Origin of the sequence: Caballeronia sp. LZ008, from assembly GCF_031451435.1 — a bacterium.
Classification (GTDB): Bacteria; Pseudomonadota; Gammaproteobacteria; order Burkholderiales; family Burkholderiaceae; genus Caballeronia; species Caballeronia zhejiangensis.
Genome location: NZ_JARUXK010000001.1, coordinates 624,202 through 645,499, shown reverse-complemented (window position 1 = coordinate 645,499; position 21,298 = coordinate 624,202). Strand labels below are relative to the sequence as shown.

The 21,298-nt window shown below is 64.1% G+C and carries 17 protein-coding genes; 9 read left to right on the top strand and 8 right to left on the bottom strand.

What is annotated here, in order from left to right:
- The first annotated feature begins 2 nt into the window (after nt 1-2).
- The gene (locus tag QCE49_RS03025; protein WP_250458222.1) at nt 3-965 is read left to right on the top strand and encodes a spore coat U domain-containing protein; all 963 of its coding nucleotides are present in this window, start codon (nt 3-5) and stop codon (nt 963-965) included.
- Between the two features lie 28 nt (nt 966-993).
- Here QCE49_RS03025 and QCE49_RS03020 read toward each other — a convergent pair whose 3' ends face one another.
- From QCE49_RS03020 to apbC, 4 genes are all read right to left on the bottom strand, one after another.
- Nucleotides 994-3,279 carry an arginine/lysine/ornithine decarboxylase gene (locus QCE49_RS03020; RefSeq protein ID WP_008351050.1) on the bottom strand — a complete coding sequence of 762 codons (2,286 nt, stop codon included), beginning with the start codon at nt 3,277-3,279 and terminating at the stop codon, nt 994-996.
- Nucleotides 3,280-3,370: 91 nt separating this feature from the next.
- Entirely contained in the window at nt 3,371-3,940 is a 570-nt protein-coding gene (dcd, locus tag QCE49_RS03015) for a dCTP deaminase (protein WP_008351052.1), read from the bottom strand.
- Between the two features lie 161 nt (nt 3,941-4,101).
- Nucleotides 4,102-4,635 (bottom strand): superoxide dismutase family protein, encoded by a 534-nt coding sequence (locus QCE49_RS03010; RefSeq protein ID WP_008351054.1) that lies wholly within the window; start codon nt 4,633-4,635, stop codon nt 4,102-4,104.
- 119 nt (nt 4,636-4,754) lie between these two features.
- Nucleotides 4,755-5,843, bottom strand: coding sequence for an iron-sulfur cluster carrier protein ApbC (gene apbC / locus QCE49_RS03005; RefSeq protein WP_034472904.1), 1,089 nt, complete (start codon nt 5,841-5,843; stop codon nt 4,755-4,757).
- Between the two features lie 260 nt (nt 5,844-6,103).
- On the opposite strand from apbC, the gene QCE49_RS03000 reads away from it, so the two are divergent.
- Both QCE49_RS03000 and metG read left to right on the top strand, forming a co-directional pair.
- Nucleotides 6,104-6,760 carry an OmpA family protein gene (locus tag QCE49_RS03000; RefSeq protein ID WP_008351059.1) on the top strand — a complete coding sequence of 219 codons (657 nt, stop codon included), beginning with the start codon at nt 6,104-6,106 and terminating at the stop codon, nt 6,758-6,760.
- Nucleotides 6,761-7,074: 314 nt separating this feature from the next.
- Complete coding sequence (metG, locus tag QCE49_RS02995; RefSeq protein ID WP_008351060.1) at nt 7,075-9,222, top strand: methionine--tRNA ligase; 2,148 nt, start codon at nt 7,075-7,077, stop codon at nt 9,220-9,222.
- A gap of 64 nt (nt 9,223-9,286) precedes the next feature.
- Here metG and QCE49_RS02990 read toward each other — a convergent pair whose 3' ends face one another.
- Complete coding sequence (locus QCE49_RS02990) at nt 9,287-13,444, bottom strand: translocation/assembly module TamB domain-containing protein (RefSeq protein WP_250458221.1); 4,158 nt, start codon at nt 13,442-13,444, stop codon at nt 9,287-9,289.
- A gap of 32 nt (nt 13,445-13,476) precedes the next feature.
- Nucleotides 13,477-15,210: an autotransporter assembly complex family protein gene (locus tag QCE49_RS02985; RefSeq protein WP_239295371.1), complete on the bottom strand. Its 1,734-nt coding sequence runs from the start codon at nt 15,208-15,210 to the stop codon at nt 13,477-13,479.
- 333 nt (nt 15,211-15,543) lie between these two features.
- On the opposite strand from QCE49_RS02985, the gene QCE49_RS02980 reads away from it, so the two are divergent.
- From QCE49_RS02980 to panD, 4 genes are all read left to right on the top strand, one after another.
- On the top strand, nt 15,544-15,732 hold the full coding sequence (locus tag QCE49_RS02980; protein WP_174447747.1) for a DUF3460 family protein: 189 nt from the start codon (nt 15,544-15,546) through the stop codon (nt 15,730-15,732).
- 86 nt (nt 15,733-15,818) lie between these two features.
- Nucleotides 15,819-16,646: a ScpA family protein gene (locus QCE49_RS02975; RefSeq protein ID WP_034472990.1), complete on the top strand. Its 828-nt coding sequence runs from the start codon at nt 15,819-15,821 to the stop codon at nt 16,644-16,646.
- Between the two features lie 60 nt (nt 16,647-16,706).
- A complete protein-coding gene (gene panC, locus QCE49_RS02970; RefSeq protein WP_175982788.1) occupies nt 16,707-17,540 on the top strand; it encodes a pantoate--beta-alanine ligase in 834 nt (277 codons plus the stop codon).
- Nucleotides 17,541-17,554: 14 nt separating this feature from the next.
- Entirely contained in the window at nt 17,555-17,941 is a 387-nt protein-coding gene (gene panD / locus QCE49_RS02965) for an aspartate 1-decarboxylase (protein WP_008351073.1), read from the top strand.
- A 57-nt stretch (nt 17,942-17,998) separates the two neighbouring features.
- Here the strand turns inward: panD and QCE49_RS02960 are convergent, their stop codons facing one another.
- Nucleotides 17,999-18,625, bottom strand: a complete 627-nt coding sequence (locus QCE49_RS02960; protein ID WP_008351074.1) for a ParA family protein — start codon at nt 18,623-18,625, stop codon at nt 17,999-18,001.
- Between the two features lie 177 nt (nt 18,626-18,802).
- Here QCE49_RS02960 and QCE49_RS02955 point away from each other — a divergent pair, with 177 nt between their 5' ends.
- Nucleotides 18,803-19,222 (top strand): PaaI family thioesterase, encoded by a 420-nt coding sequence (locus QCE49_RS02955; protein ID WP_034472911.1) that lies wholly within the window; start codon nt 18,803-18,805, stop codon nt 19,220-19,222.
- Here the strand turns inward: QCE49_RS02955 and QCE49_RS02950 are convergent.
- Complete coding sequence (locus QCE49_RS02950; protein WP_244807771.1) at nt 19,216-20,691, bottom strand: cobyric acid synthase; 1,476 nt, start codon at nt 20,689-20,691, stop codon at nt 19,216-19,218. The genes QCE49_RS02955 and QCE49_RS02950 overlap by 7 nt on opposite strands.
- Before the next feature lie 56 nt (nt 20,692-20,747).
- Between QCE49_RS02950 and cobU the strand changes: the two genes are divergently transcribed.
- Complete coding sequence (gene cobU / locus QCE49_RS02945) at nt 20,748-21,296, top strand: bifunctional adenosylcobinamide kinase/adenosylcobinamide-phosphate guanylyltransferase (RefSeq protein WP_250458220.1); 549 nt, start codon at nt 20,748-20,750, stop codon at nt 21,294-21,296.
- The last annotated feature ends 2 nt before the right edge of the window (nt 21,297-21,298 follow it).

Below are 21,298 nucleotides of genomic sequence, written 5' to 3'. Positions count from 1 at the left end.
TCATGCGAACGCGATCGTGGATACGAAGAGGCGCGGTCATCGTCGTCGCGATGTTTGCGCTGCTCGCGCTGCCGAAAGCGTCGCGGGCGCAGATGTGTTCGTTTTCCGTCGGCTACACGGATTTCGGCGAATACGACACGACCTATTCGGAGCCGACGGAGGTCGTCGGCGCGGTCATCATGTATTGCACCGGCTACACGACGCCGATGGTGCGCATGTGCCTGAACATCAGCACGACGTCGCCGCGCGTGCTGACCGGCCCGAACGGCGCGACGCTCGACTACAACCTATACGTCGATCCGGATCATGTGAGCGTGTGGGGCTCGATTCTCAATCCGTCGACGACGCCGTACATCATCGACCTGCCCGTGCATCCGAGCGGCAAGGTGTGGGCACAGGAGCCGTTCTACGGGCGGATTCCGCCGAATCAGCAGGTCGGATTGGGGACGTACACGCAGACGTTCACCGCCGCCGACACGTATTTCGTCTATGTGGGCTACAGCGGCACGCCGCCGAGTTGCAGCACGGCGACCGCGCCGTACAAGTCGGCGGCGTTCAACGTATCGGTCAACGTGGCGAACAACTGCAACATCTCCGCGACGCCGATGGCGTTCGGCACGCAGAGCTCTTTTCAGGAGCCGCTCGAGGCGACGAGCCGCATCACCGCGACCTGCACGTCGGGCGCGTCGTACAACATTGCGCTGAACGGAGGCACATCGGACGGCGGCGCGATCACTGGGCGCAAACTCACACGGGTGGGTGGGACCGAGACAATCGACTATCAGCTGTACATCGACCCTTCGCATACCGTCCCGTGGGGCGACGGCACGTCCGGGACGGTGATGGGCAACGGCGTCGGTACGGGCGTCGCCTACACCTTCACCGTTTATGTGCAAGTGCCTGCGCAATCGGCCCCACGGCCCGGCCCCTATCGCGACACGATCACCGCATTCATTATTTTTTGATGCGGCTCGTGATCGCCACTGCGTGCACTCAATCCCGCACGCAATCCACGAAATACTCGATCCGTCCGTTGATCATCTCGCCGACCAGCCCGTGAATATCCGTATGGAATCCCGGGAAGCGCTCGTTGAACTCGCGCGCGAAACGCAGGTAATCCACGATCGTGCGATTGAAACGCTCGCCCGGAATCAGCAACGGAATGCCCGGCGGATACGGCGTCAAAAGAATCGACGTCACGCGTCCTTCCAGTTCGTCGATAGGCACGCGATCGATCTCGCGGTGCGCGAGCTTCGCGAACGCCTCGGACGGCTTCATCGCCGGCTCCATGCTCGACAGGTACATCTCCGTCGTCAGGCGCGCGATGTTGTTCGCGCGATAGACGCTGTGAATCTGCTCGCATAGATCGCGCAGACCGATGCGCTCGTAAGACGGATGCTGCGCGACGAACTCCGGCAGCACGCGCCACAGCGGCTGATTGTTGTCGTAGTCGTCCTTGAACTGCTGAAGCTCCGTGACCATCGAGTTCCAGCGGCCCTTCGTGATGCCGATCGTGAACATGATGAAGAACGAGTAAAGCCCCGTCTTCTCCACGATGATGCCGTGCTCCGCCAGATACTTCGTCACGATCGCGGCCGGAATGCCGGTCTCGCCGAATTCGCCGTCGACGTCGAGTCCCGGCGTGATGATCGTCGCCTTGATCGGATCGAGCATGTTGAAGCCTTCCGCGAGCGCGCCGAAACCGTGCCAGCGGTCGTTGGGCTTCAGCACCCAGTCCTCGCGATCGCCGATGCCCTCTTCCGCCAGCGCGTCCGGGCCCCAGACCTTGAAGAACCAGTCGTCGCCGTATTCGGCATCGACCTTGCGCATGGCGCGGCGGAAATCGACCGCTTCCGCAATCGACTCCTCGACGAGCGCCTCGCCGCCCGGCGCTTCCATCATCGCGGCCGCGACGTCGCACGACGCGATGATCGCGTATTGCGGCGACGTGGACGTGTGCATCAGATACGCCTCGTTGAAACGATGACGGTCGAACGTGCTGTTCTCGCTGTCCTGCACGAGAATCTGCGACGCCTGCGAAATGCCCGCGAGCAGTTTGTGCGTGGAGTGCGTCGCGAACACGAGCGCGCCCGTGCGCGGACGGCCCGCGCCGATCGCGTGCATGTCCTGATAGAACGAGTGGAACTCGGCGTGCGGCAGCCAGGCTTCGTCGAAGTGCAGCGTGTCGAGCATGTCGCCGAGCAGATCCTTGATCATCTCGACGTTGTAGATCACGCCGTCGTACGTGCTCTGCGTGATCGTCAGAATGCGCGGCTTGATCTTCGGGTTCTTCGCCAGCGCCTCGCGCGCGAACGGATTCGCCTCGATCTTCCTGCGGATATTCTCCGGCTTGAACTCGTCGCGCGGAATCGGTCCGATGATGCCGAAGTGATTGCGCGTCGGCGTGAGGAACACGGGAATCGCGCCCGTCATCGTGATCGCGTGCAGGATCGACTTGTGGCAGTTGCGATCGACCAGCACGATATCGCCCGGCGCGACGGTCGCATGCCACACGATCTTGTTCGACGTCGACGTGCCGTTGGTCACGAAGAAGAGATGATCCGCGCCGAAGATGCGCGCCGCGTTACGCTCCGACGCCGCGACCGGGCCGGTGTGATCCAGCAGCTGACCCAGTTCCTCGACCGCGTTGCAGACGTCCGCGCGCAGCATGTTTTCGCCGAAGAACTGATGGAACATCTGCCCGAGCGGATTCTTCAGGAATGCCACGCCGCCCGAGTGCCCCGGACAGTGCCACGAATACGAGCCTTCGTCCGCGTACTGCACGAGCTCCTTGAAGAACGGCGGCGCGAGCGCATCGAGATACACCTTCGCCTCGCGAATGATGTGACGCGCCACGAACTCCGGCGTGTCCTCGAACATGTGGATGAAGCCGTGCAGTTCGCGCAGGATGTCGTTCGGCAGATGGCGCGACGTGCGCGTTTCGCCGTACAGGAAGATGGGGATATCGGCGTTGCGCTTGCGCACCGCGGTGATGAACGCGCGCAAGGCGACGATGGCCGTCGCCAGTTCCGGCGTATCGCCTTCTACGACGACGTTGTCCGCGTAAGGCAGCAATTCCTCGTCGTCGATCGACAAAATGAAACACGATGCGCGGCTCGACTGCTGCGCGAACGCGGCGAGATCGCCGTAACTCGTCAGGCCGAGGACTTCGGCGCCTTCCTTTTCGATCGCTTCTGCGAGCGCCCGGATGCCGGAACCCGAAATGTTTTCGGAGCGAAAGTCTTCGTCGATGATGACGACGGGGAAGCGGAACTTCATGGGGCGAATCTCCAAATGGAAACGACCGCTGCCCGAGTCGCAATCTCGGGGCCAGCGGTCTTTCGACAAGCTTGTAACGTGCGTGGTTCGATCAGGTTTTCGGCAGCGTCACGCCGTGCTGACCTTGGTACTTCCCGCCGCGATCGGCATACGACGTCTCGCACATTTCATCGCTTTCGAAGAACAGGACTTGGGCGACGCCCTCGTTCGCGTAGATTTTGGCAGGCAAAGGTGTCGTATTCGAGAATTCGAGCGTGACGTAACCTTCCCATTCCGGCTCGAACGGCGTCACGTTCACGATGATCCCGCAGCGTGCATACGTCGACTTGCCGAGGCACACCGTCAGGCACGAACGCGGAATGCGGAAATACTCGACCGTGCGCGCGAGCGCGAAAGAATTCGGCGGAATGATGCAGACATCGCCCTTGAAGTCGACGAACGATTTCTCGTCGAAGGCTTTCGGATCGACGATGGTGGAATTGATGTTCGTGAAGATCTTGAATTCGTCGGCGACGCGAATGTCGTAGCCGTAGCTCGACGTGCCGTAGCTCACGATCTTGCGGCCGTCCTCGGCCACGCGCACCTGATCGCGCACGAACGGCTCGATCATCTTGTGCTCTTCGGCCATGCGGCGAATCCACTTATCGGATTTGATGCTCATAGGGGACGCTACTCAACGGTGAACGGCTCGGTCTCGCGACCGCCGCCTGCGGTGAAACGGGGCATGGCCGGCGGCGGTTCTCGCCGCGCGGGCCAAACGAAAGCGGGTATTTTACGCGAAGCGCGCCGCCGCGCCGGGCGCTTCGCATGCCGCCGCAGCAGCTACCGCCGGATCACGCCGCAAGCGAGCGCGGGTCCGACGTTGTGCGGCGCGCTCGCGTACGGGTCGAGCGCTTCGCGGTGCAGCATGATCGCGCGCGAAATGATCGAGCGCACGCCGTCGAGCGAGACATCTGTCGCGACGATGAAGCCCGTCGCCGCGCCGGTTGCGTCCGCGTGGATGTTGCCGAGCTCGCCTTCGAGACGCGATGACGTTCGTCTGCGATCGGAAGGCAGCGCGAACACCGGACTCGCGTCCGGCCCGTTGACCGCGATGCAGTCGCCGCGCTCGTGGACGGTCAGCGCGTGATCGCTGTTCGGCGGCATGTCGGTGAGGCTGTAGGAAACCTGCACGCCGTCCGCGCGCTCGATCAGCGTGACGGTGCCGCGCGTGGCGTTGCCGGGCGTCGGATTCAAAACGGCGTCCGCGCGCTTTTCGTGATTCTGGAAGATGAGGCCGCAACCGCTCAGCATGACGCTGCAAGCGGCCATCGCGATCGAGGCGTAAAGCGCCCTTCCGTCGAATCTGTGTCTCATGCGATCCTCTCGGCGGCCCGCCGACGCCCCGTGCGTCCGCGCTGCCGCGCATCGAAGGCGACATGATACCGCGAGCCGCATCGCACAAGGCTCGCGCCGATTCGATCGCTTATTCGAAATCAGGTGTTCTGCACGACGATGCTCGGAAACTTCGAGGTCATGTCGCGCTGGCGCTCCGCAATCGAAATGGCGACGCGGCGCGCGATGGCGCGATACGTCTCCGCGATGCGGCTGTCCGGCTGCGACACGACGGTCGGCTGGCCCGCGTCGGTGCGCTCGCGAATGGCGATATCGAGCGGCAGGGAACCGAGCACTTCGACGCCGTATTCCTTCGCCATGCGCTCGCCGCCGCCCGCGCCGAAGATGTGCTCTTCGTGACCGCAGTTCGAGCAGATATGCGTGCTCATGTTCTCGACGATGCCGAGAATCGGAATCCCGACCTTCTCGAACATCTTCAAGCCCTTCTTCGCGTCGAGCAGCGCGATGTCCTGCGGCGTCGTGACGATCACCGCGCCCGTCACCGGCACTTTCTGCGATAGCGTGAGCTGGATGTCGCCGGTGCCCGGCGGCATGTCGACGACGAGGTAATCGAGATCCTTCCAGTTCGTCTGACGCAGCAATTGTTCGAGCGCGGACGTGACCATCGGGCCGCGCCAGACCATCGGATTGTCCTGCTCGATCAGAAAGCCGATGGAGTTCGCCTGAATGCCGTGGCCTTCGAGCGGATTCATCGTCTGATTGTCAGGCGATTCCGGACGGCCGGTGATGCCGAGCATCATCGGCAGCGAGGGACCGTAGATGTCCGCGTCCAGCATGCCGACAGACGCGCCTTCGGCCGCGAGCGCGAGCGCGAGATTCGTCGCCGTCGTGCTCTTGCCGACGCCGCCCTTGCCGGACGCCACCGCGATGATGTTCTTGACGTTCGGCAGCAGCTTCACGCCGCGCTGCACGGCATGCGCGACGACCTGCGACGAAACATCCACGGTCACGTTCGCGACGCCCGCGATCTGACGCAGCGCGCCTTCCACCATTTCGCGGATCGCACCGAACTGCGATTTCGCCGGATAGCCGAGCACGACACTCACCACGACGTTCGCGCCGTCGACGGATACGTTGCGAATGCTTTTCAGATCAACCAGCTTGCGGTTGGTGTTCGGATCGGTCAGTGTGGCGAGTGCGGCGTCGATCTTCGCGCGGTCAATACTCATCGAGACTCCATGGAACGATTGTTGCTGGCGCCCAGCGGCGCACGGAACACTCTGAGGAAATTGAAAGTAATTGTTAGCGCCGTTGCGTTGTAACGCTTACGCATTGCACTATCCCGCTGCAAATCTTTCCGGGACGCATCCCACCGGGCAGTCGGGCGCTTTTCTCATTATTGTAGAGGCTCGCCCGGAGGCTCGTCCGAAGACCCTTTCGCACTGTCGGCGCATGCGCCGAACGCTTGTTGAATCAAAGGAGATCGTAGATGAATACTAAGTTGATGACCCGCCTGTCCGTCGTTGCCCTGGTGGGCGCGCTTCTCGCCGGCTGTCAAACGCAGCAGGGCACCAACACCGCAGTCGGCACCGGCGCGGGCGCCGCGACCGGCGCGGCGATCGGCGCGATCTTCGGCGGCGGCAAGGGCGCGGCGATCGGCGCGGCAGCCGGCGCGGCGACGGGCGGTATCGTCGGCTACAACTGGCAGTCGATCAAGAACAAGATCTCGGGTGACTCGAAGGGCACGGGCACGCAAGTGACCGAGCAGCAGGACGGCTCGCTGAAGGTGAACATTCCGAACTCGATTTCGTTCGACACGAACAGCTACGCGATCAAGCCGTCGTTCGATCCGGTGCTGAACTCCGTCACGCAGACGATGCAGCAGCATCCGGAGCTGATCGCGAGCGTGGTCGGCCATACGGATAACACGGGTCAGGCGGCTTACAACCAGACGCTGTCGCAGAATCGCGCGCAGAGCGTCGCGTCGTACATTTCGACGCACGGCGTCGCGGCGCAGCGTCTCGCGGCATCGGGCATGGGCCAGACTCAGCCGATCGCGGACAACTCGACGGAAGCCGGCCGCGCGCAGAATCGTCGCGTGGAGATCTATCTGCGTGCGACCGCGCAGCCCGGACAAGTGCAGTAAGCGTCTGTTTTTCAAGGAGATAGCGCCGCCGCGAGGGCGGTGGCACGAGCGGTATTCAGTCGTCTGAAAAAAATTTGAAACTTGGACGCGGTGCTGCTGTCTGTCCTTACGGTAGGCGGATGGCGATGCCATCACCTGCCATTCTCCTCTTGTCGTTGTTGCTCCGGGGCCCGATTGGACCCCGGTTTTTTTTTGGGCGCTCGAAACGCACTCCGCCCCATCCACCGCCGACTCCGCCCGCCTCTCCCCGCCCTGCTAAAATCGAACTCCGCGTTTTTTCACAACCTCAAGCATTCCCACCGGGCCGCGCCTTTATGTCAGCACCGATTTCAGCCACTGCCACCGCCGCGCCTGCCGCTCAAGCCTTTGAAGGCGGCCGCCGCCAGATCCTCGTCACGTCCGCGTTGCCGTACGCGAACGGTCAGATTCATATCGGCCATATGGTCGAATACATTCAGACGGACATCTGGGTTCGGACGCTGCGAATGCATGGCCACGAGGTCTACTACGTCGGCGCGGACGACACCCACGGCACGCCGATCATGCTGCGCGCCGAGAAGGAAGGCATCACGCCGAAAGCGTTGATCGAGCGCGTGTGGAAAGAGCACAAGCGCGACTTCGACAGCTTCGGCATCTCGTTCGACAACTACTACTCGACCGATGCCGAGGAAAACCGCGAACTGTGCAACACGATCTACGGCGCGCTGCAGCAGGCGGGCCTGATCGAGGCGCGCGACATCGAACAAGCCTACGATCCGGTCAAGGAAATGTTCCTGCCGGACCGTTTCATCAAGGGCCAATGCCCGAAATGCGGCGCGAAGGACCAATACGGCGACAACTGCGAAGTCTGCGGCTCGACCTATCAGCCGACCGAACTGATCAATCCGTATTCGGTCGTGTCGGGCGCGACGCCGATCCGCAAGACGTCGACGCATTACTTCTTCAAGCTGTCCGACCCGCGCTGTGAGGAATTCCTGCGCGGCTGGGTCAGCGGTCTCGCTCAGCCCGAAGCCACCAACAAGATGCGCGAATGGCTCGGCGACAAGGGCGAAGCCAAACTCGCCGACTGGGACATTTCGCGCGACGCGCCCTACTTCGGCTTCGAAATTCCCGGCGCGCCGGGCAAGTATTTCTACGTCTGGGTCGATGCGCCCGTCGGCTATTACGCGAGCTTCAAGAATCTCGCGGACCGCATCGGCGTGAATTTCGGCGAATGGGTGAAGCCCGGCTCGAAGGCCGAGCAATATCACTTCATCGGCAAGGACATTCTGTACTTCCACACGCTGTTCTGGCCGGCGATGCTCGAATTCTCCGGCCATCGCACGCCGACGAACGTGTTCGCGCACGGCTTCCTGACCGTCGACGGCGCGAAGATGTCGAAGTCGCGCGGCACGTTCATCACCGCGCAGAGCGTCATCGACACGGGGCTGAATCCCGAGTGGCTGCGCTACTACTTCGCGGCGAAGCTGAACAGCACGATGGAAGACATCGACCTGAATCTCGAAGATTTCCAGGCGCGCGTGAACAGCGATCTCGTCGGCAAGTACGTGAACATCGCGAGCCGCGCGGCGGGCTTTCTCATCAAGCGTTTCGACGGCCGCGTGCAGGACAGCGCGATGCATCATCCGCTCGTCGCGCAACTGCGTTCGGCGATTCCGCACATCGCCGGCTTCTACGAGTCGCGCGAATACGGCCGCGCGCTGCGCACGACGATGGAACTGGCCGACGCCGTCAACGCCTACGTCGACACCGCGAAGCCGTGGGAACAGGCGAAGGATCCGGCGAACGCCGTCGCGCTGCATGAAACCTGCAGCGTGAGCCTGGAAGCGTTCCGCCTGCTATCGCTCGCGTTGAAGCCGGTTTTGCCGAAGCTCATCGAAGCGGTGGAATCGTTCCTCGGCATCGCACCGCTCGTCTGGGCCGATGCCGACAAGCCGCTGTCGTCGGCGAGCGCGATCAACGCGTACAAGCATCTGACGACGCGCGTCGATCCGAAGCAGATCGAGGCGTTGCTCGCCGCGAATCGCGAATCGCTCGCGCCGGCCGCGGAAGCCGCAGCCGCAACGGCGACGACAACGGCCGCTCCGGCCAAGACCGCCGCTAAGAAGCCGGACGATGCAGGCGTCATTTCCATCGACGACTTCGCGAAGGTCGATCTGCGTATCGCGAAGATCGTCGACTGCAAGGCCGTCGAAGGCTCCGACAAGCTGCTGCAACTCACGCTCGACGTCGGCGAGGACAAGACGCGCAATGTGTTTTCGGGCATCAAGTCGGCGTATCAGCCGCAAGATCTGATCGGCAAGCTGACCGTGATGGTCGTCAACCTCGCGCCGCGCAAGATGAAGTTCGGTCTGTCGGAAGGGATGGTGCTCGCGGCATCCGCCACGGACGAAAAAGCCGAACCGGGCCTCTACATTCTCGAGCCGCACAGCGGCGCGAAACCGGGCATGCGGGTGAAGTAACACGCATCGCATAACGAAAAGGGCACGCAGATCGCGTGCCCTTTTTGCTTGAAGCAGACGATGCTCAGTCCGATTCCACTTCCGTCGCCGATGCCCCGAACGGCGCGCTCACGCCCGACGCCCCCGAGGCCGCCGATGGCTGCACAGCCGACGCCCGCGATGCCGACGAAGACGACGACCACAGCCTCGACCAGCGATTGAAGCGCCGCGTATAAGACAGATCGACGCCCTGATACGTCCCGCCGTACACCGTCACGGCCCAGAACCGCGACAGGTTCAGCGTCGCCTTGACCGCGTTGCTCGCCGATTGCAAGCCTTGCTCGTAGCCGATCACGAGCCGTTCGTTGATCGCCTTCGACAGCAGCACGACTTGCGGATCGGTCAGGCCCACTTCGCTCGATCCGACCGTGAACTCGTCCAGTCCGACCGTCTGCGCGATCTTCGCGCCGCCGCGGCTTCCGAGCAGCGCGAGCGCGCTCGTCATCGCGCTCTGCTGGCCGACGTTGTTGCCCTGATCGGTGCCGTGGCCGAACAGCAGCCACGAGAGCTTTTCGTTGTCTGGCACGCTCGGCTCGGAAATCAGCTTGGCGACCGGCGCCTGCACCGTGCCCGTCACCTGCACACCCGCCTCGACTTCCTGATTGCGCCGCATCGCGAGAATGTTGAGGCCGGGATTCGCCACCGGCCCGTTGAACGTGAAGAAACCGTTCTCGATGTTCAGCTTGCGCCCGAACGCCGTGTACGACGAACCCGGCGTCGTCACGCGCACGTTGCCGACCGCGCGCAGCGGCATGTTCGGCGCGCTCATCGCCGTAATCGTGCCCGCGAGGCCGAGGTCCGCACCCGCGCCCTTGAAGCGGAAGTGCTGACCGAGATCGATCCCGATGTTCGCGCGCGGCGTGAACGGCCCGACCGGCTTCTCGGTCTTCGCGGTGATCGACTGGTTCTCGCCCTTGATCGTGCCATCGGGACGCTCGATCACGACATCGTCGCCGAGAGACGGCGCGGACGATTCCGGCAGATCGATGAGCGCGTGATCGACGGTGAACTTGCCGTCGATCGCCATGCCGCCCTGCAAGCCCGCGTTCGCGATCGTCGCGCTGCCGGAGAGCATCAGCTCGCGATCCGGCGATGCGAACAGCTCCAGCTTGTCCGCGATGATGCTCGCGGTCAGATCGGGCTCCTGCTGATCGAGGCGCACCTTGCCGGTCGCGCGCAGCGTGCCGCTCGCGCCATGAAACTCGACGCGCTGAAAATCGACGAGATTCTCCGACAGCGCAATGCGGATGATGCCGTCCTTCAGTTGCACGCCCTGATCGACGACCGTCGCGGAAATGTTGTCGCCCGTCAGCGAGCCCGACAGATTCGGCTTCGCGACGATGCCCGCGATCACCAGCTTGAGCGCAATCCTGCCGCCGAGCAGATAGTTCGCGCCGAGCAGGCCGCCGGTCGTGCGCAATTCCGGCACGTTCGCGTTGATGGCGCCGGTCAGCGGCGCGTTGTCGTCGATGGTGAGCATGCCGTCGCGATTGACGAGTGGCGTGTGCACGTTGGCATCGATCACGCCGATGCGGCTCGCCTGGGCGTGCAGCGACGCGTTCAGGCGGTTGCCGTCGGTGAAATCCGCGCGCGCGGCGATATCGGAAATGCCGAGCGCCGACAGGCCGCGCGTACCGTCGATCGTCACGTCGCCGGCGCGGCGCTTGATCTGCGCGTAGCCCGTCGCGGTCGCGCCGAGCGTGAAGTTCCAGTCGCCGTCGAAAACGAGATCGGTGCGGATCGGCGGCTCCGCGCCCGTCAGCGTCTGGCGCACGTCGAGCAGATGCGGCACCGACAGGTTCGTCAGCGTGCCCGCTGATTGCAGGCGGCCGTTCTCCATCGCGAACGATTTCAGATTCAGCACCGCGCCTTCCGCGACGAGCCGCGTCGCGCCGAGCACGAGACGCTTCGGACCGTAGCTCACCGAAAGCGGCGATTCGAGATTCAGCGACGGCGTGCCCTTGTTCGACAGCTTCGTGATCGCGCCGTCCCAGTGCGGGCCGTCGGGCGCGTCGGTGAACTTGCCGTTCGCGCCGAGCGCGAGATTCACGGGCTGGCCGCGCACCTTGCCGGTCGCCGTCACGTCGAGCGTGTGATGCGCGCGCGTGCCGTTCAGATTCGCGTCGAGATTCGCGATGTCGATGTCTTCCGTGCTCGCATCGCGCGCCTTCAGCGTGAAGACGAGCGCGCCGTTCGCGCCGTCGCGGATATCGGCGCGGCCTTCCGCGTGACCGAGCCGATTCGCGCCGAACACGAGGCCATCGGCCTGATAGTTCGCCGCGATGTTCGGATGCGCGATCGAGCCGGTCAGATCGCCGTCCGCCTTCGCCGTGCCCGCGATGCCGAAGCCGAGCCGTTCGAGCGCGGGCGCGTCGACCTTGAAGCGCAGCCGGTCGCCGGGCGCGCCGAAGCTGCCGTTCAGATCGACGTTGTTGCCCGCCACCGACAGCGCCGCCTTGCTCGGCAACAGCCGCATGCCCGCGACCTGTATCGTGCCCTCGCCCGTCAGCGGCAGATTGTCGTACATGCTGTCGGTGAGCTTGAAGGTCGCCTTCGTCGTGAGCGTCGGCGCGAGTTGCCCCGATGCCGCCAGCGTGCCGTTCACGCGCGCTTCCACGACACGCGCCGGCGCGGCCGGCTTGTTCGACGGCTTCGCGCCTTTCTTCGCCGGCGCGGGCTTCGGCGCGATCAACTGCTGTTGCAGCAGCAGCGGATTGAACTCGACGATTTTCGCCTTCAGGTCGTAGCTCGAATTCGCGTCCTTCTTCAGCACGCCGCTCGCTTCGACGCGGCCCTTCCCGACCGCGAGCTTCACGTCGTCGAGCGTGGTCGCTTGCGGATCGAGCTTCACTTTGGCCTGCGCGCGGATCGCGGCTTTCGGATCGTTCAGGTCGGCGGCGATGCGCTGCGTGTCGCCATCCAGCTCGATGCGGATCGGTCCGGCGAAATCCGTCGGGCGCAGCGTCGGCTCGATCGCGTTCAAATCGAGCTTCGCGACCTTGAGGTCGAACTTGCCCTTGCCGCTTTTGAGCGCGCCGCCGCCCGTCACCGACGCGTTCTTCAGGAGCCGCACATCGAGATCGGTGATGCTTTGCTCGGACGCGTCGAGCCGCACGTTCGCGTGCGCGTCGATGAGCGGCAGCAGCTTCTTGTCGATGGAACCGGGCTTCGCGTTCACGATCGACACCGGCCCGGCGACGACGAACGCGTTCGGGTCCGCGCCTTCGACGGGCTTCACTTCGGCGCGCACGGCGAGGTCGGCCTCGGGAGCGCCCGGCGCGAACGCCTGCGGATTGACGTGATCGAACGTGACGAGCGCCGACTTGAGCGGCACGTCCGCGAACGGCAGCGCCTCGACGTGCGCGCGTCCGTTGAGTTTCAGGCCGCTCGCATCGACGTCGGCGATCAGGTCTTCGAGCGAGCCCGAGAGCCGCGCGCTCACGTTCACCGTTTCGTCGTTGACCTTGCCGGCATAGCCCGCATCGCCGGAAAGCGGAAACGGACGCGCGCCGCCATCGAGCTTCGCCGACGCCGTCACCGCGCCGAACGGCGTGTCGAGCCGCTCTACCGCCGCTTCGTGATGCTGGCCGTCGCTTCGGCCGTGGAAAAGCAGGCGCGAGAATTCGGTCGTCGCCGTGCCCTGATGCAGACGCAGTTTCCCGACGGAAAGATCGTTGATCGCAAGTTGAATCGGAATGCGCAGATCCTTGGGCAGTTCCGTTTTCTTGCTCGGCTCGTTCGACGGCGCAATGCGCGCATCGACCGTCCCGATGTGCAGATAATCGATCGTGAAGCGCAGCGGCTCGCGTGTGAGCGCCCAGCGGCCCGACACGCTATCCACTGCGATATCCGTGCCCTTGCCGTCCTTCCAGCGCACGTCGCGCAGTTGCAGGCCGGTCGCGATGGCGCCGCCGTCGAGCTTGCCGGTAAGTTGCCCCTTGAGCAGCTTCGTTGCCGCGTTCCATGCGTAGCGCGTGCCGCGCTCGGTCGTCAGCACGTAAAAGACCGTGCCGATGGCGATCCCGGCGATCAGCACGACGACGAGCACGAGCGCGCCGATCCACCGCGCCAAACGGCGCCAGCCGCTTTTGCGCGGCGGCGGTTTCTGCGCGCCGCCGTCGCCGCCGCCAACGTTTTCGGGCGGCGGCGCTTCGGCGTCCGCCTGCTTGTTCGGGTCCGTCATGCCGATTCAATGTCCTTCATCGTTCTCACGCATCAGAACGCGATGCCGAGCGTCAGATACGGTTTGATGCTCTTGTTCTTCAGCCCATACGCCAGGTCGACGTTGACCGGGCCGACGGGACTGCGCCAGCGCGCGCCGACGCCCACGCCCGGATCGAACACGCGCTCGCTCCAGTTGTCGGTCGCGGTGCCGATGTCGAAGAACACCGCGCCGCCCCAGTCGTGCGTGAACCAGTGCTGATATTCGCTGCTGGCCGTCACCATGTATTTGGTCGGCAGGATCGAGCCGGCCACATTGTTGCCGATGCTCAGATAGCTATAGCCGCGCACCGAATTCGCGCCGCCCGCGCGGAACAGCAGCGAAGCCGGCACGCCGCTCGACGGCCCGCTCGTGAACACGCCGCCAAACTCCGCGCGAAACACGAGCAGATCGTTCTTGCCGAGCGGCACGTATTGCAGCGCGTTGGTGTACAGGCGCGCGAAAGTCTGATCGGCCATCACGCCCTTGACGGCGAAACCCGCCTCCGCGCGGATGATGTTGCCGCGGCGCGGAAACAGCGGATCGTCGACGTCGCGGCGCACCCAGCTCCACGCGGGCACGAGCGCACGCGCCGTCGACGGATTCGGCTCGTTCTGCGTCAGGCGGTCGTCGTAGAAGGTCAGCGAATACGTCGTGTCGATGTTCTGACGCGAGCGCGAACGCTGCACGCCGACGCGCCCGCTATAGATCTTCGTGCTCGAGACGTCGGTGATCGTGTACGAGCCGAACACGGCGTTGACCCAGCCGGACGAATCGGGCGGCATCGCGAGTTGCACGCGGCCGTATTGCTGCGTCTGGTCGAGCCGCCCGGAAATCGTGAACGGGTACGCCGCGCCAAACGTATTGAGATAGCTGTAGGCGCCCTGAATGTGGAAACCCGTGTCCGTCGCGTAACCCACGCCGTAGCGGATGCTGTTGTACGGATACTCGCTCACCTTCACATGCAGCGGTGTGTCGACCGGCTTGTTCACGTCGCTGTCCGCATCGATCGCGACGCTCGCGTAATACGGCGTGTTCTGGATCTGGCGCTGCAACTCGTTCAGGCGCGCGATGTCGTAGACCTCGCCTTCGCGGATCGGATTCACATGGTCGATGATCCACGCGGGATAGCGCTTCGGGCCGCTCACCTCGAGCTTGCCGAGCGTGAAGGTCGGGCCGCTGTCGAACGTCACGGAGAGATCGGCCAGATGCGCGCGCGGATTGATGCGCGCCTGCGAACGCACGATCTTCGCGCCGAGATAGCGTTTCGATTGCAGGGCCCGCAGCGCGGCGTTTTTAGCGTCGTCCCAGCCGCTTTGCGTGAAAGGATCGCCTTCGCTGACCGAAAAAGCGAAACGCGCCGCGTTCTCCTGCGCGCGATCTTCGGTCGTCACCGCGCCCGTGAAATTGAGTTGCACCGAGGCGACCATCGTGCGCGGGCCGGGATCGACGCTCACCTTGACGTTGCGCTTGTCGTCGACGGTCGTGACGTCCGTACGCACGATGGGCGTGAAATAGCCTTCCGTCGCGACGAGATCGCGCACGTCCTTCGGCGTCGCGGTGACGAGGAACTGGAACTGGTCGTCGCTGACGTCGTCGCGCTTGGCGAAACGGGAGAGATCGAGGTTCTCCTTCAGCAGCTTCTTGATGCTGCGCGGCGCGTCGATGTCGACGTCGTACTTGGCGCAAGCGGGCGCAGCGAAGCCGAACGCGACGAGCGCCACAATCAGGGCCGGCCAGCGGCTCATGCCGCGCGGCCTTACGCGCCACGCGCGCAGCGGATCAAACGAACGCCCCGCCAAACGTGACCTCCGGCATCGGGAAAAAGTGGGATTCGAGGTAAAACTTGCAGCCGACGCAATCGGACGCAGGCGCTATTTCACCACATCGGCATGGACGCACGCCGCAAAAGCGGCCATCTCGCGCCGGACGTGCGCCGTTGGACGGCTGCGCGCCGCGTGGGTTCCGCGAAAGCTGCACGCGCGTGCGCCTTCCGGGCGACGAAACTGCCGCGCGCTTGCGGTAAAATTGCGCGCACAGGCAAAATCACAGGCTCACGCCTCGACCTCAACGGAAGCCGGATCATGTATCAGTCGGATATCACCCAGTTCATCAATCAGTTGAAAGAGCAGAAGCCCTCGCTGGAAGAAGAACAGCGCCGCGGCCGCGCGCTACTGTGGGACAAGCAGCCGATCGACCTCGACGAGCGCACCACGCAGCAGCAATCGCGCGTGAACCAGACGCCCTACGTCTATTACCAGAACTTCTGAACGTGAGCGCAGCAGGCCGCGAGCCGCAATCGTCCGCGCATTCGCCGTCTGAGGCAAAGCGCGACGAAGCCCGGGAAGACCGTGCCGTGGCGCTCGCCACGCCCGCAACCGATTCGACGCCCGACACCATCGACGGCGTCGCGATCGCGCACCTGTACGGCGAGCCGCTCTGGAAGCTGCCGACCGACCTGTACATCCCGCCCGACGCGCTCGAGATCTTTCTCGAAGCCTTCGAAGGCCCGCTCGACCTGCTGCTCTATCTCATCCGCAAGCAGAACTTCAACGTGCTCGACATCCCGATGGCGGATGTCACCGCGCAATATCTCGGCTACGTCGATCAGATTCGCGAATCGAATCTCGAGCTGGCGTCGGAATATCTGCTGATGGCCGCGATGCTGATCGAGATCAAGTCGCGCATGCTGCTGCCGGTCAAGAAGGCCGACACCGGCGAAGAAGCCGAAGATCCGCGCGCGGAACTCGTGCGGCGTCTGCTCGAATACGAGCAGATGAAACTCGCCGCGCAGAAGCTCGACCAGTTGCCGCAACTCGGCCGCGACTTCCTGCGCGCGGACATTTACATCGAGCAGTCCGCCGAGCAGCGCTTCCCCGACGTCGACATGAACGACCTGCGCGCCGCGTGGGCCGACGTCATCAAGCGCGCGAAGCTCGTGCAGCATCACAAGATCACGCGCGAAGAGCTTTCGGTGCGCGAGCACATGAGCGTGATCCTGCGGCGTCTGCAGAACGCGCGCTTCATGGAGTTCACGGAACTCTTCGACACCACGCGCGGCGTGCCGGTAGTCGTCGTGAACTTCATCGCGATGCTGGAGCTGTCGCGCGAATCGCTGATCGAAATCACGCAGGCCGAACCCTACGCGCCGATCTACGTGCGGCTCGCGTATTCTCCTGCCTAGTCTTTCTTATCTTTTTCCGCGTGGCGGCGCACCGGCCGCTCGACAGGAGACACCCGCTCGATGAAAGTCATCAGCTCCATCCACGAACTGCGCGACCAGTTGCGCGGCCAGAACCGAACCGCCTTTGTCCCGACGATGGGCAACCTCCACGAAGGCCATCTCTCCCTGATGCGTCTCGCGCGCCAGCACGGCGATCCCGTGGTCGCGAGCATTTTCGTGAATCGTCTGCAGTTCGGCCCGAACGAAGATTTCGACAAATATCCGCGCACGCTGCAGGACGACATCGAAAAGCTGCAGAAAGAGAACGTCTACGTGCTGTTCGCGCCGACCGAGACGGACATGTATCCGGAGCCGCAGGAGTATCGCGTGCATCCGCCGCACAATCTCGGCGACATTCTCGAAGGCGAATTCCGCCCCGGCTTTTTCACGGGCGTGTGCACCGTCGTCATGAAACTGATGTCGTGCGTGCAGCCGCGCGTCGCGGTGTTCGGCAAGAAGGATTATCAACAGTTGATGATCGTGCGCGCCATGTGCCATCAGTTCGCGCTGCCGACGGAAATCGTCGCGGCGGAAACCGTGCGCGATGAAGACGGCCTCGCGCTGTCGTCGCGCAACCGCTTCCTGTCCGCCGACGAGCGCGCCGAAGCGCCGCAGCTCGCCGCCGCGTTGCAGCGCGTGCGCGAAGCCGTGCTGTCGGGCAATCGCGATATCGCCGCACTCGAACGCGACGCGATGAACGCGCTCGCCGACCGCGGCTGGAAGCCGGACTACATCAGCGTGCGCAAACGCTCGAACCTGATCGCGCCGGGCGCCGACGAAAGCGACGCGCCGCTCGTCGTGGTCGCGGCGGCCAAGCTCGGCGCGACGCGTCTCATCGACAATCTGGAAATCTGAAGGAAGGAAGCATCATGCAGCGCACCTTGTTGAAATCGAAGATTCACCGCGCGACGGTCACGCATTGCGAATTGCATTACGAAGGCTCGTGCGCGATCGACGAAGACCTGCTCGACGCCGCGAACCTGATGGAAAACGAGCAGATCGACATCTGGAACGTGAACAACGGCGAGCGCCTGACCACGTACGCGATCAAGGGCGAGCGCGGCAGCGGCATGATTTCGCTGAACGGCTCGGCGGCGCGCCGCGCGCAACTCGGCGATCTCGTCATCATCGCGGCGTTCGCGCAAGTCGACGAGGAAGAGATCAAGGCGGGCTGGAAGCCGAACCTCGTGTTCGTCGACGAGGACAATCGCATCAAGGGCAGCCGCGATCACGTCCCGACGCAGAACTGGACCTGATTTCCGGGCGGTTTTCGTCCGACGAAGCCGGCGTTCCTCAACGGACGCCGGCTTTTTTCATTTCTTCGACACCCAGTCGATGATCGGCTCCCACTGCTCCAGATCCTTTTCGACGCGGCTTTTGGCCACGTCCCAGATCGTGAGGCCGTGCGCGGCGAGCTGCACGTAGTTCTGCGTATCGCGCAAGAAGCCGAGCACCGGCAAATCGAGTCCTTCGACGAAACGATGCAACTGTTCGGCCGAGCGCGTGCGTGCATCGACGCGCATGCCGACCACGCCGACCTGAATCGCGCCCTTCCTCACCGCCTTCTCCTTCGATAGCCGCGTGAGAAAGTCCTGCGTCGCGAGGATATCGAACATCGACGGCTGGAGCGGCACGATCACTTTATCGGCGAGATCCAGCGCGAGCGACAGGCGGTTGCCGTGCACGCCGGCGGGCGTATCGACGACGGCTTTCTCCAGACCTTTGGGCGGCTTCGCGGGAGAATCGACGTCGACGGCCCATTCCTCGATCTTCGGCAGCATATCGACGCGCAGCGAAAGCCACGCGTGCGACGAGCGCTGCTTGTCGAGATCCGCGAGCGCGACCCATTCGCCTTGCGCCGCGAAATAGCCGGCCAGATTGGTTGCGAGCGTGCTTTTGCCGACGCCGCCTTTAGGATTTGCCACCACGATCACGGTCATGAAGTGTCCTGGATTTTGTTGGGCGCGCTCGCGCAGTGTTTCCGCGCCGCGCAGGATTTCGTCTTGACTAGAACAGGTGCATGATTTCGAGCGTTGATATTATCGGCAAAACTCGCGCGGCCGGCATCTCTCCCGAACGGCCGTACGCCTTCCTCCATTTCAACCGACCGAACGCTCATGACGCCCCTTCGCCCCGATGTCACGCTCGATTTTCTTCGCAATCGCCAGAAAGGCCGCCTGCCCGAGCTGCTTGGCGTGCAACTGATCTCGCTCGATCAGGGCCAGTTGAGCGGCGAACTCACGATCCGCCCGGAATTGCTCGCGCCGAATGGCTTTCTGCATGCGGCGACGGTCGTCGGCCTCGCGGATACGTGTTGCGGCTACGCGTGCATCGCGCATCTGCCGGAGAAGGCGCAGAACTTCACGACGCTCGAACTGAAGAGCAACCACGTTTCGACGGCGCGCGAAGGCAGGATCGTCGCGAAGGCGACGGCCGTGCACCTCGGGCGCAGCACACAGGTGTGGGACGCGACGGTCACGAACGGCGACGGCAAGCTGATCGCCATGTTCCGTTGCACGCAGATGATTCTTTATTGACCGAAGGCAGCTTGTAGCGCGTCCAGATCGAGCGACTGCGCGAACGAATCGGCGAGGCGATCCAGCGACGCCTCGCGCAGCGCCGGATAATCGAGCAGCTCGGCGTCTTTTACGCCCGCCCATGCGAGCAGCGCGGCGCAGGCTTCGGGCGTATCGAAAACGCCGTGCAGATACGTCGCGGCGATCTGGCCGTCATCCGATACCGCGCCGTCGACACGCCCGCCGTCCAGCGCGACCAGCGGCCGCGCGAGCGCCGGTCCGCGCGTGCGGCCCATGTGGATTTCATAGCCGCGCACGGGCGCTTTGGCATCGCCGATGGTCAACCGTCCGGTGACATTCTCCAGTTGCTTCTGCGGCGTTAGCACGGTCGAGAGATCGAGCAGCCCGAGCCCGCCCACGCACCCCGCCGCGCCTTCGACGCCATCGGGATCGTCGATCTCGCGTCCGAGCATCTGCATGCCGCCGCATATGCCGAGCACCTTGCCGCCGTATCGCAGATGCCGTTCGATCGCGCGATCCCAGCCGTTTTCGCGCAGCCATGCGAGATCGCGCTGCACGCTCTTCGAACCGGGCAGCACGATCAGATCGGCGGGCGGCGGCGCAACGCCCGCGCGCACATAGCTGAAGTCGATCTGACGATGCGCCCGCAGCGCATCGAAATCCGTGTGATTGCTGATGCGCGGCAGCGCCGGCACGATCACCTTCAGCGCGGGTGCATCGCCCCGCGTGTGCGGCTGGCTCGGCAGCATGTCCTCGGCGTCGAGCGTCAGGCCGTGCAGATACGGCAGCACGCCGAACACCGGCTTGCCCGTCTGCGCTTCCAGCCAGTCGAGCCCCGGCTTCAACAAGCCGATATCCCCGCGAAACCGGTTGATGACGAAGCCGCGAACGCGCGCCCTTTCGCTCTCCGACAAACACGCGAGCGTGCCGACGAGATGCGCGAACACGCCGCCGCGATCGATATCGGCGACGAGCACGACCGGGCAATCGACGCGCTCCGCGAAGCCCATGTTGGCGATATCGCCGTCGCGCAGATTGATTTCGGCGGGACTGCCCGCGCCTTCGACGATCACCGCGTCGAAGTCCTTCTGCAAGCGCTCGTACGACGCGAGCACGGCGTCGAACGCGATGCGCTTGTACGCGTGATACGCGCGCGCGTCGAGGTTCGCGTGCGCGTGACCGTGGATGATGACCTGCGCGCCGCGATCGCTCGTCGGCTTGAGCAGGACCGGATTGAAGTCGATGCGCGCATCGACGCCCGCCGCGATCGCCTGAAGCGCCTGCGCGCGGCCGATCTCGCCGCCATCGACGGTCACTGCGCTATTGAGCGCCATGTTCTGCGGCTTGAACGGCGCGACGCGCACCCCGCCGCGCCGGGCGAGGCGGCACAATCCGGCGACGAGCGTGCTTTTGCCGGCATCGGACGTCGTGCCCTGAATCATCAGCGTGCCGCGTGGCGTGAATGGCATCGGAGGATTCCCATGAAGAGCGACGCGCTATCTTAGCCCGTCAGTACAATATCGCGATGACCCCCGACCTCACTTTCATCCTCGGCGGCGCACGCTCCGGCAAGAGCGCGCACGCCGAACGGCTCGCCGCCGAAAGCGGCCTGCCCGTGACGTATATCGCGACTGCGCGCGTCGGCGACGCGGAGTTCGCCGAACGCGTGAAGCTGCATCGCGGGCGCCGGCCCGCACACTGGGCGCTCGTCGAAGCGCCGCTCGATCTCGCGGGCGCGTTGCGCGAAGCGGATCGCGCGGGACATTGCGTGCTGATCGACTGCCTGACGCTGTGGCTCGCGAATCTGCTTTTCTCGAAAGAAGCGATGAGCGACGAAATCGCCGTTCTGCCCGACAGCGCCCGCGATGCCTTCGCGCAATTCGACGCGGCGCTCGGGCAGACGAAAGGCAAAGTGATCGTCGTGAGCAACGAAATCGGGCTGGGCGTCGTGCCGCTCGGCTCCGTCACGCGTCTTTATGTCGATGAACTCGGCCGGCTGAATCAACGCGTCGCGGCCGCGAGCACACGCGCGACGCTGATGGTCGCGGGCCTTCCGCTCGCGCTCAAGGGTTAGCG

What these genes read in the sequence shown, in the direction of transcription:
- QCE49_RS03025 (WP_250458222.1), top strand. Translation starts at nt 3, where the DNA reads ATGCGAACGCGATCGTGGATACGAAGAGGCGCGGTCATCGTCGTCGCG.
- QCE49_RS03020 (WP_008351050.1), bottom strand. Translation starts at nt 3,279, where the DNA reads ATGAAGTTCCGCTTCCCCGTCGTCATCATCGACGAAGACTTTCGCTCC.
- dcd (WP_008351052.1), bottom strand. Translation starts at nt 3,940, where the DNA reads ATGAGCATCAAATCCGATAAGTGGATTCGCCGCATGGCCGAAGAGCAC.
- QCE49_RS03010 (WP_008351054.1), bottom strand. Translation starts at nt 4,635, where the DNA reads ATGAGACACAGATTCGACGGAAGGGCGCTTTACGCCTCGATCGCGATG.
- apbC (WP_034472904.1), bottom strand. Translation starts at nt 5,843, where the DNA reads ATGAGTATTGACCGCGCGAAGATCGACGCCGCACTCGCCACACTGACC.
- QCE49_RS03000 (WP_008351059.1), top strand. Translation starts at nt 6,104, where the DNA reads ATGAATACTAAGTTGATGACCCGCCTGTCCGTCGTTGCCCTGGTGGGC.
- metG (WP_008351060.1), top strand. Translation starts at nt 7,075, where the DNA reads ATGTCAGCACCGATTTCAGCCACTGCCACCGCCGCGCCTGCCGCTCAA.
- QCE49_RS02990 (WP_250458221.1), bottom strand. Translation starts at nt 13,444, where the DNA reads ATGACGGACCCGAACAAGCAGGCGGACGCCGAAGCGCCGCCGCCCGAA.
- QCE49_RS02985 (WP_239295371.1), bottom strand. Translation starts at nt 15,210, where the DNA reads ATGAGCCGCTGGCCGGCCCTGATTGTGGCGCTCGTCGCGTTCGGCTTC.
- panC (WP_175982788.1), top strand. Translation starts at nt 16,707, where the DNA reads ATGAAAGTCATCAGCTCCATCCACGAACTGCGCGACCAGTTGCGCGGC.
- panD (WP_008351073.1), top strand. Translation starts at nt 17,555, where the DNA reads ATGCAGCGCACCTTGTTGAAATCGAAGATTCACCGCGCGACGGTCACG.
- QCE49_RS02960 (WP_008351074.1), bottom strand. Translation starts at nt 18,625, where the DNA reads ATGACCGTGATCGTGGTGGCAAATCCTAAAGGCGGCGTCGGCAAAAGC.
- QCE49_RS02955 (WP_034472911.1), top strand. Translation starts at nt 18,803, where the DNA reads ATGACGCCCCTTCGCCCCGATGTCACGCTCGATTTTCTTCGCAATCGC.
- QCE49_RS02950 (WP_244807771.1), bottom strand. Translation starts at nt 20,691, where the DNA reads ATGCCATTCACGCCACGCGGCACGCTGATGATTCAGGGCACGACGTCC.
- cobU (WP_250458220.1), top strand. Translation starts at nt 20,748, where the DNA reads ATGACCCCCGACCTCACTTTCATCCTCGGCGGCGCACGCTCCGGCAAG.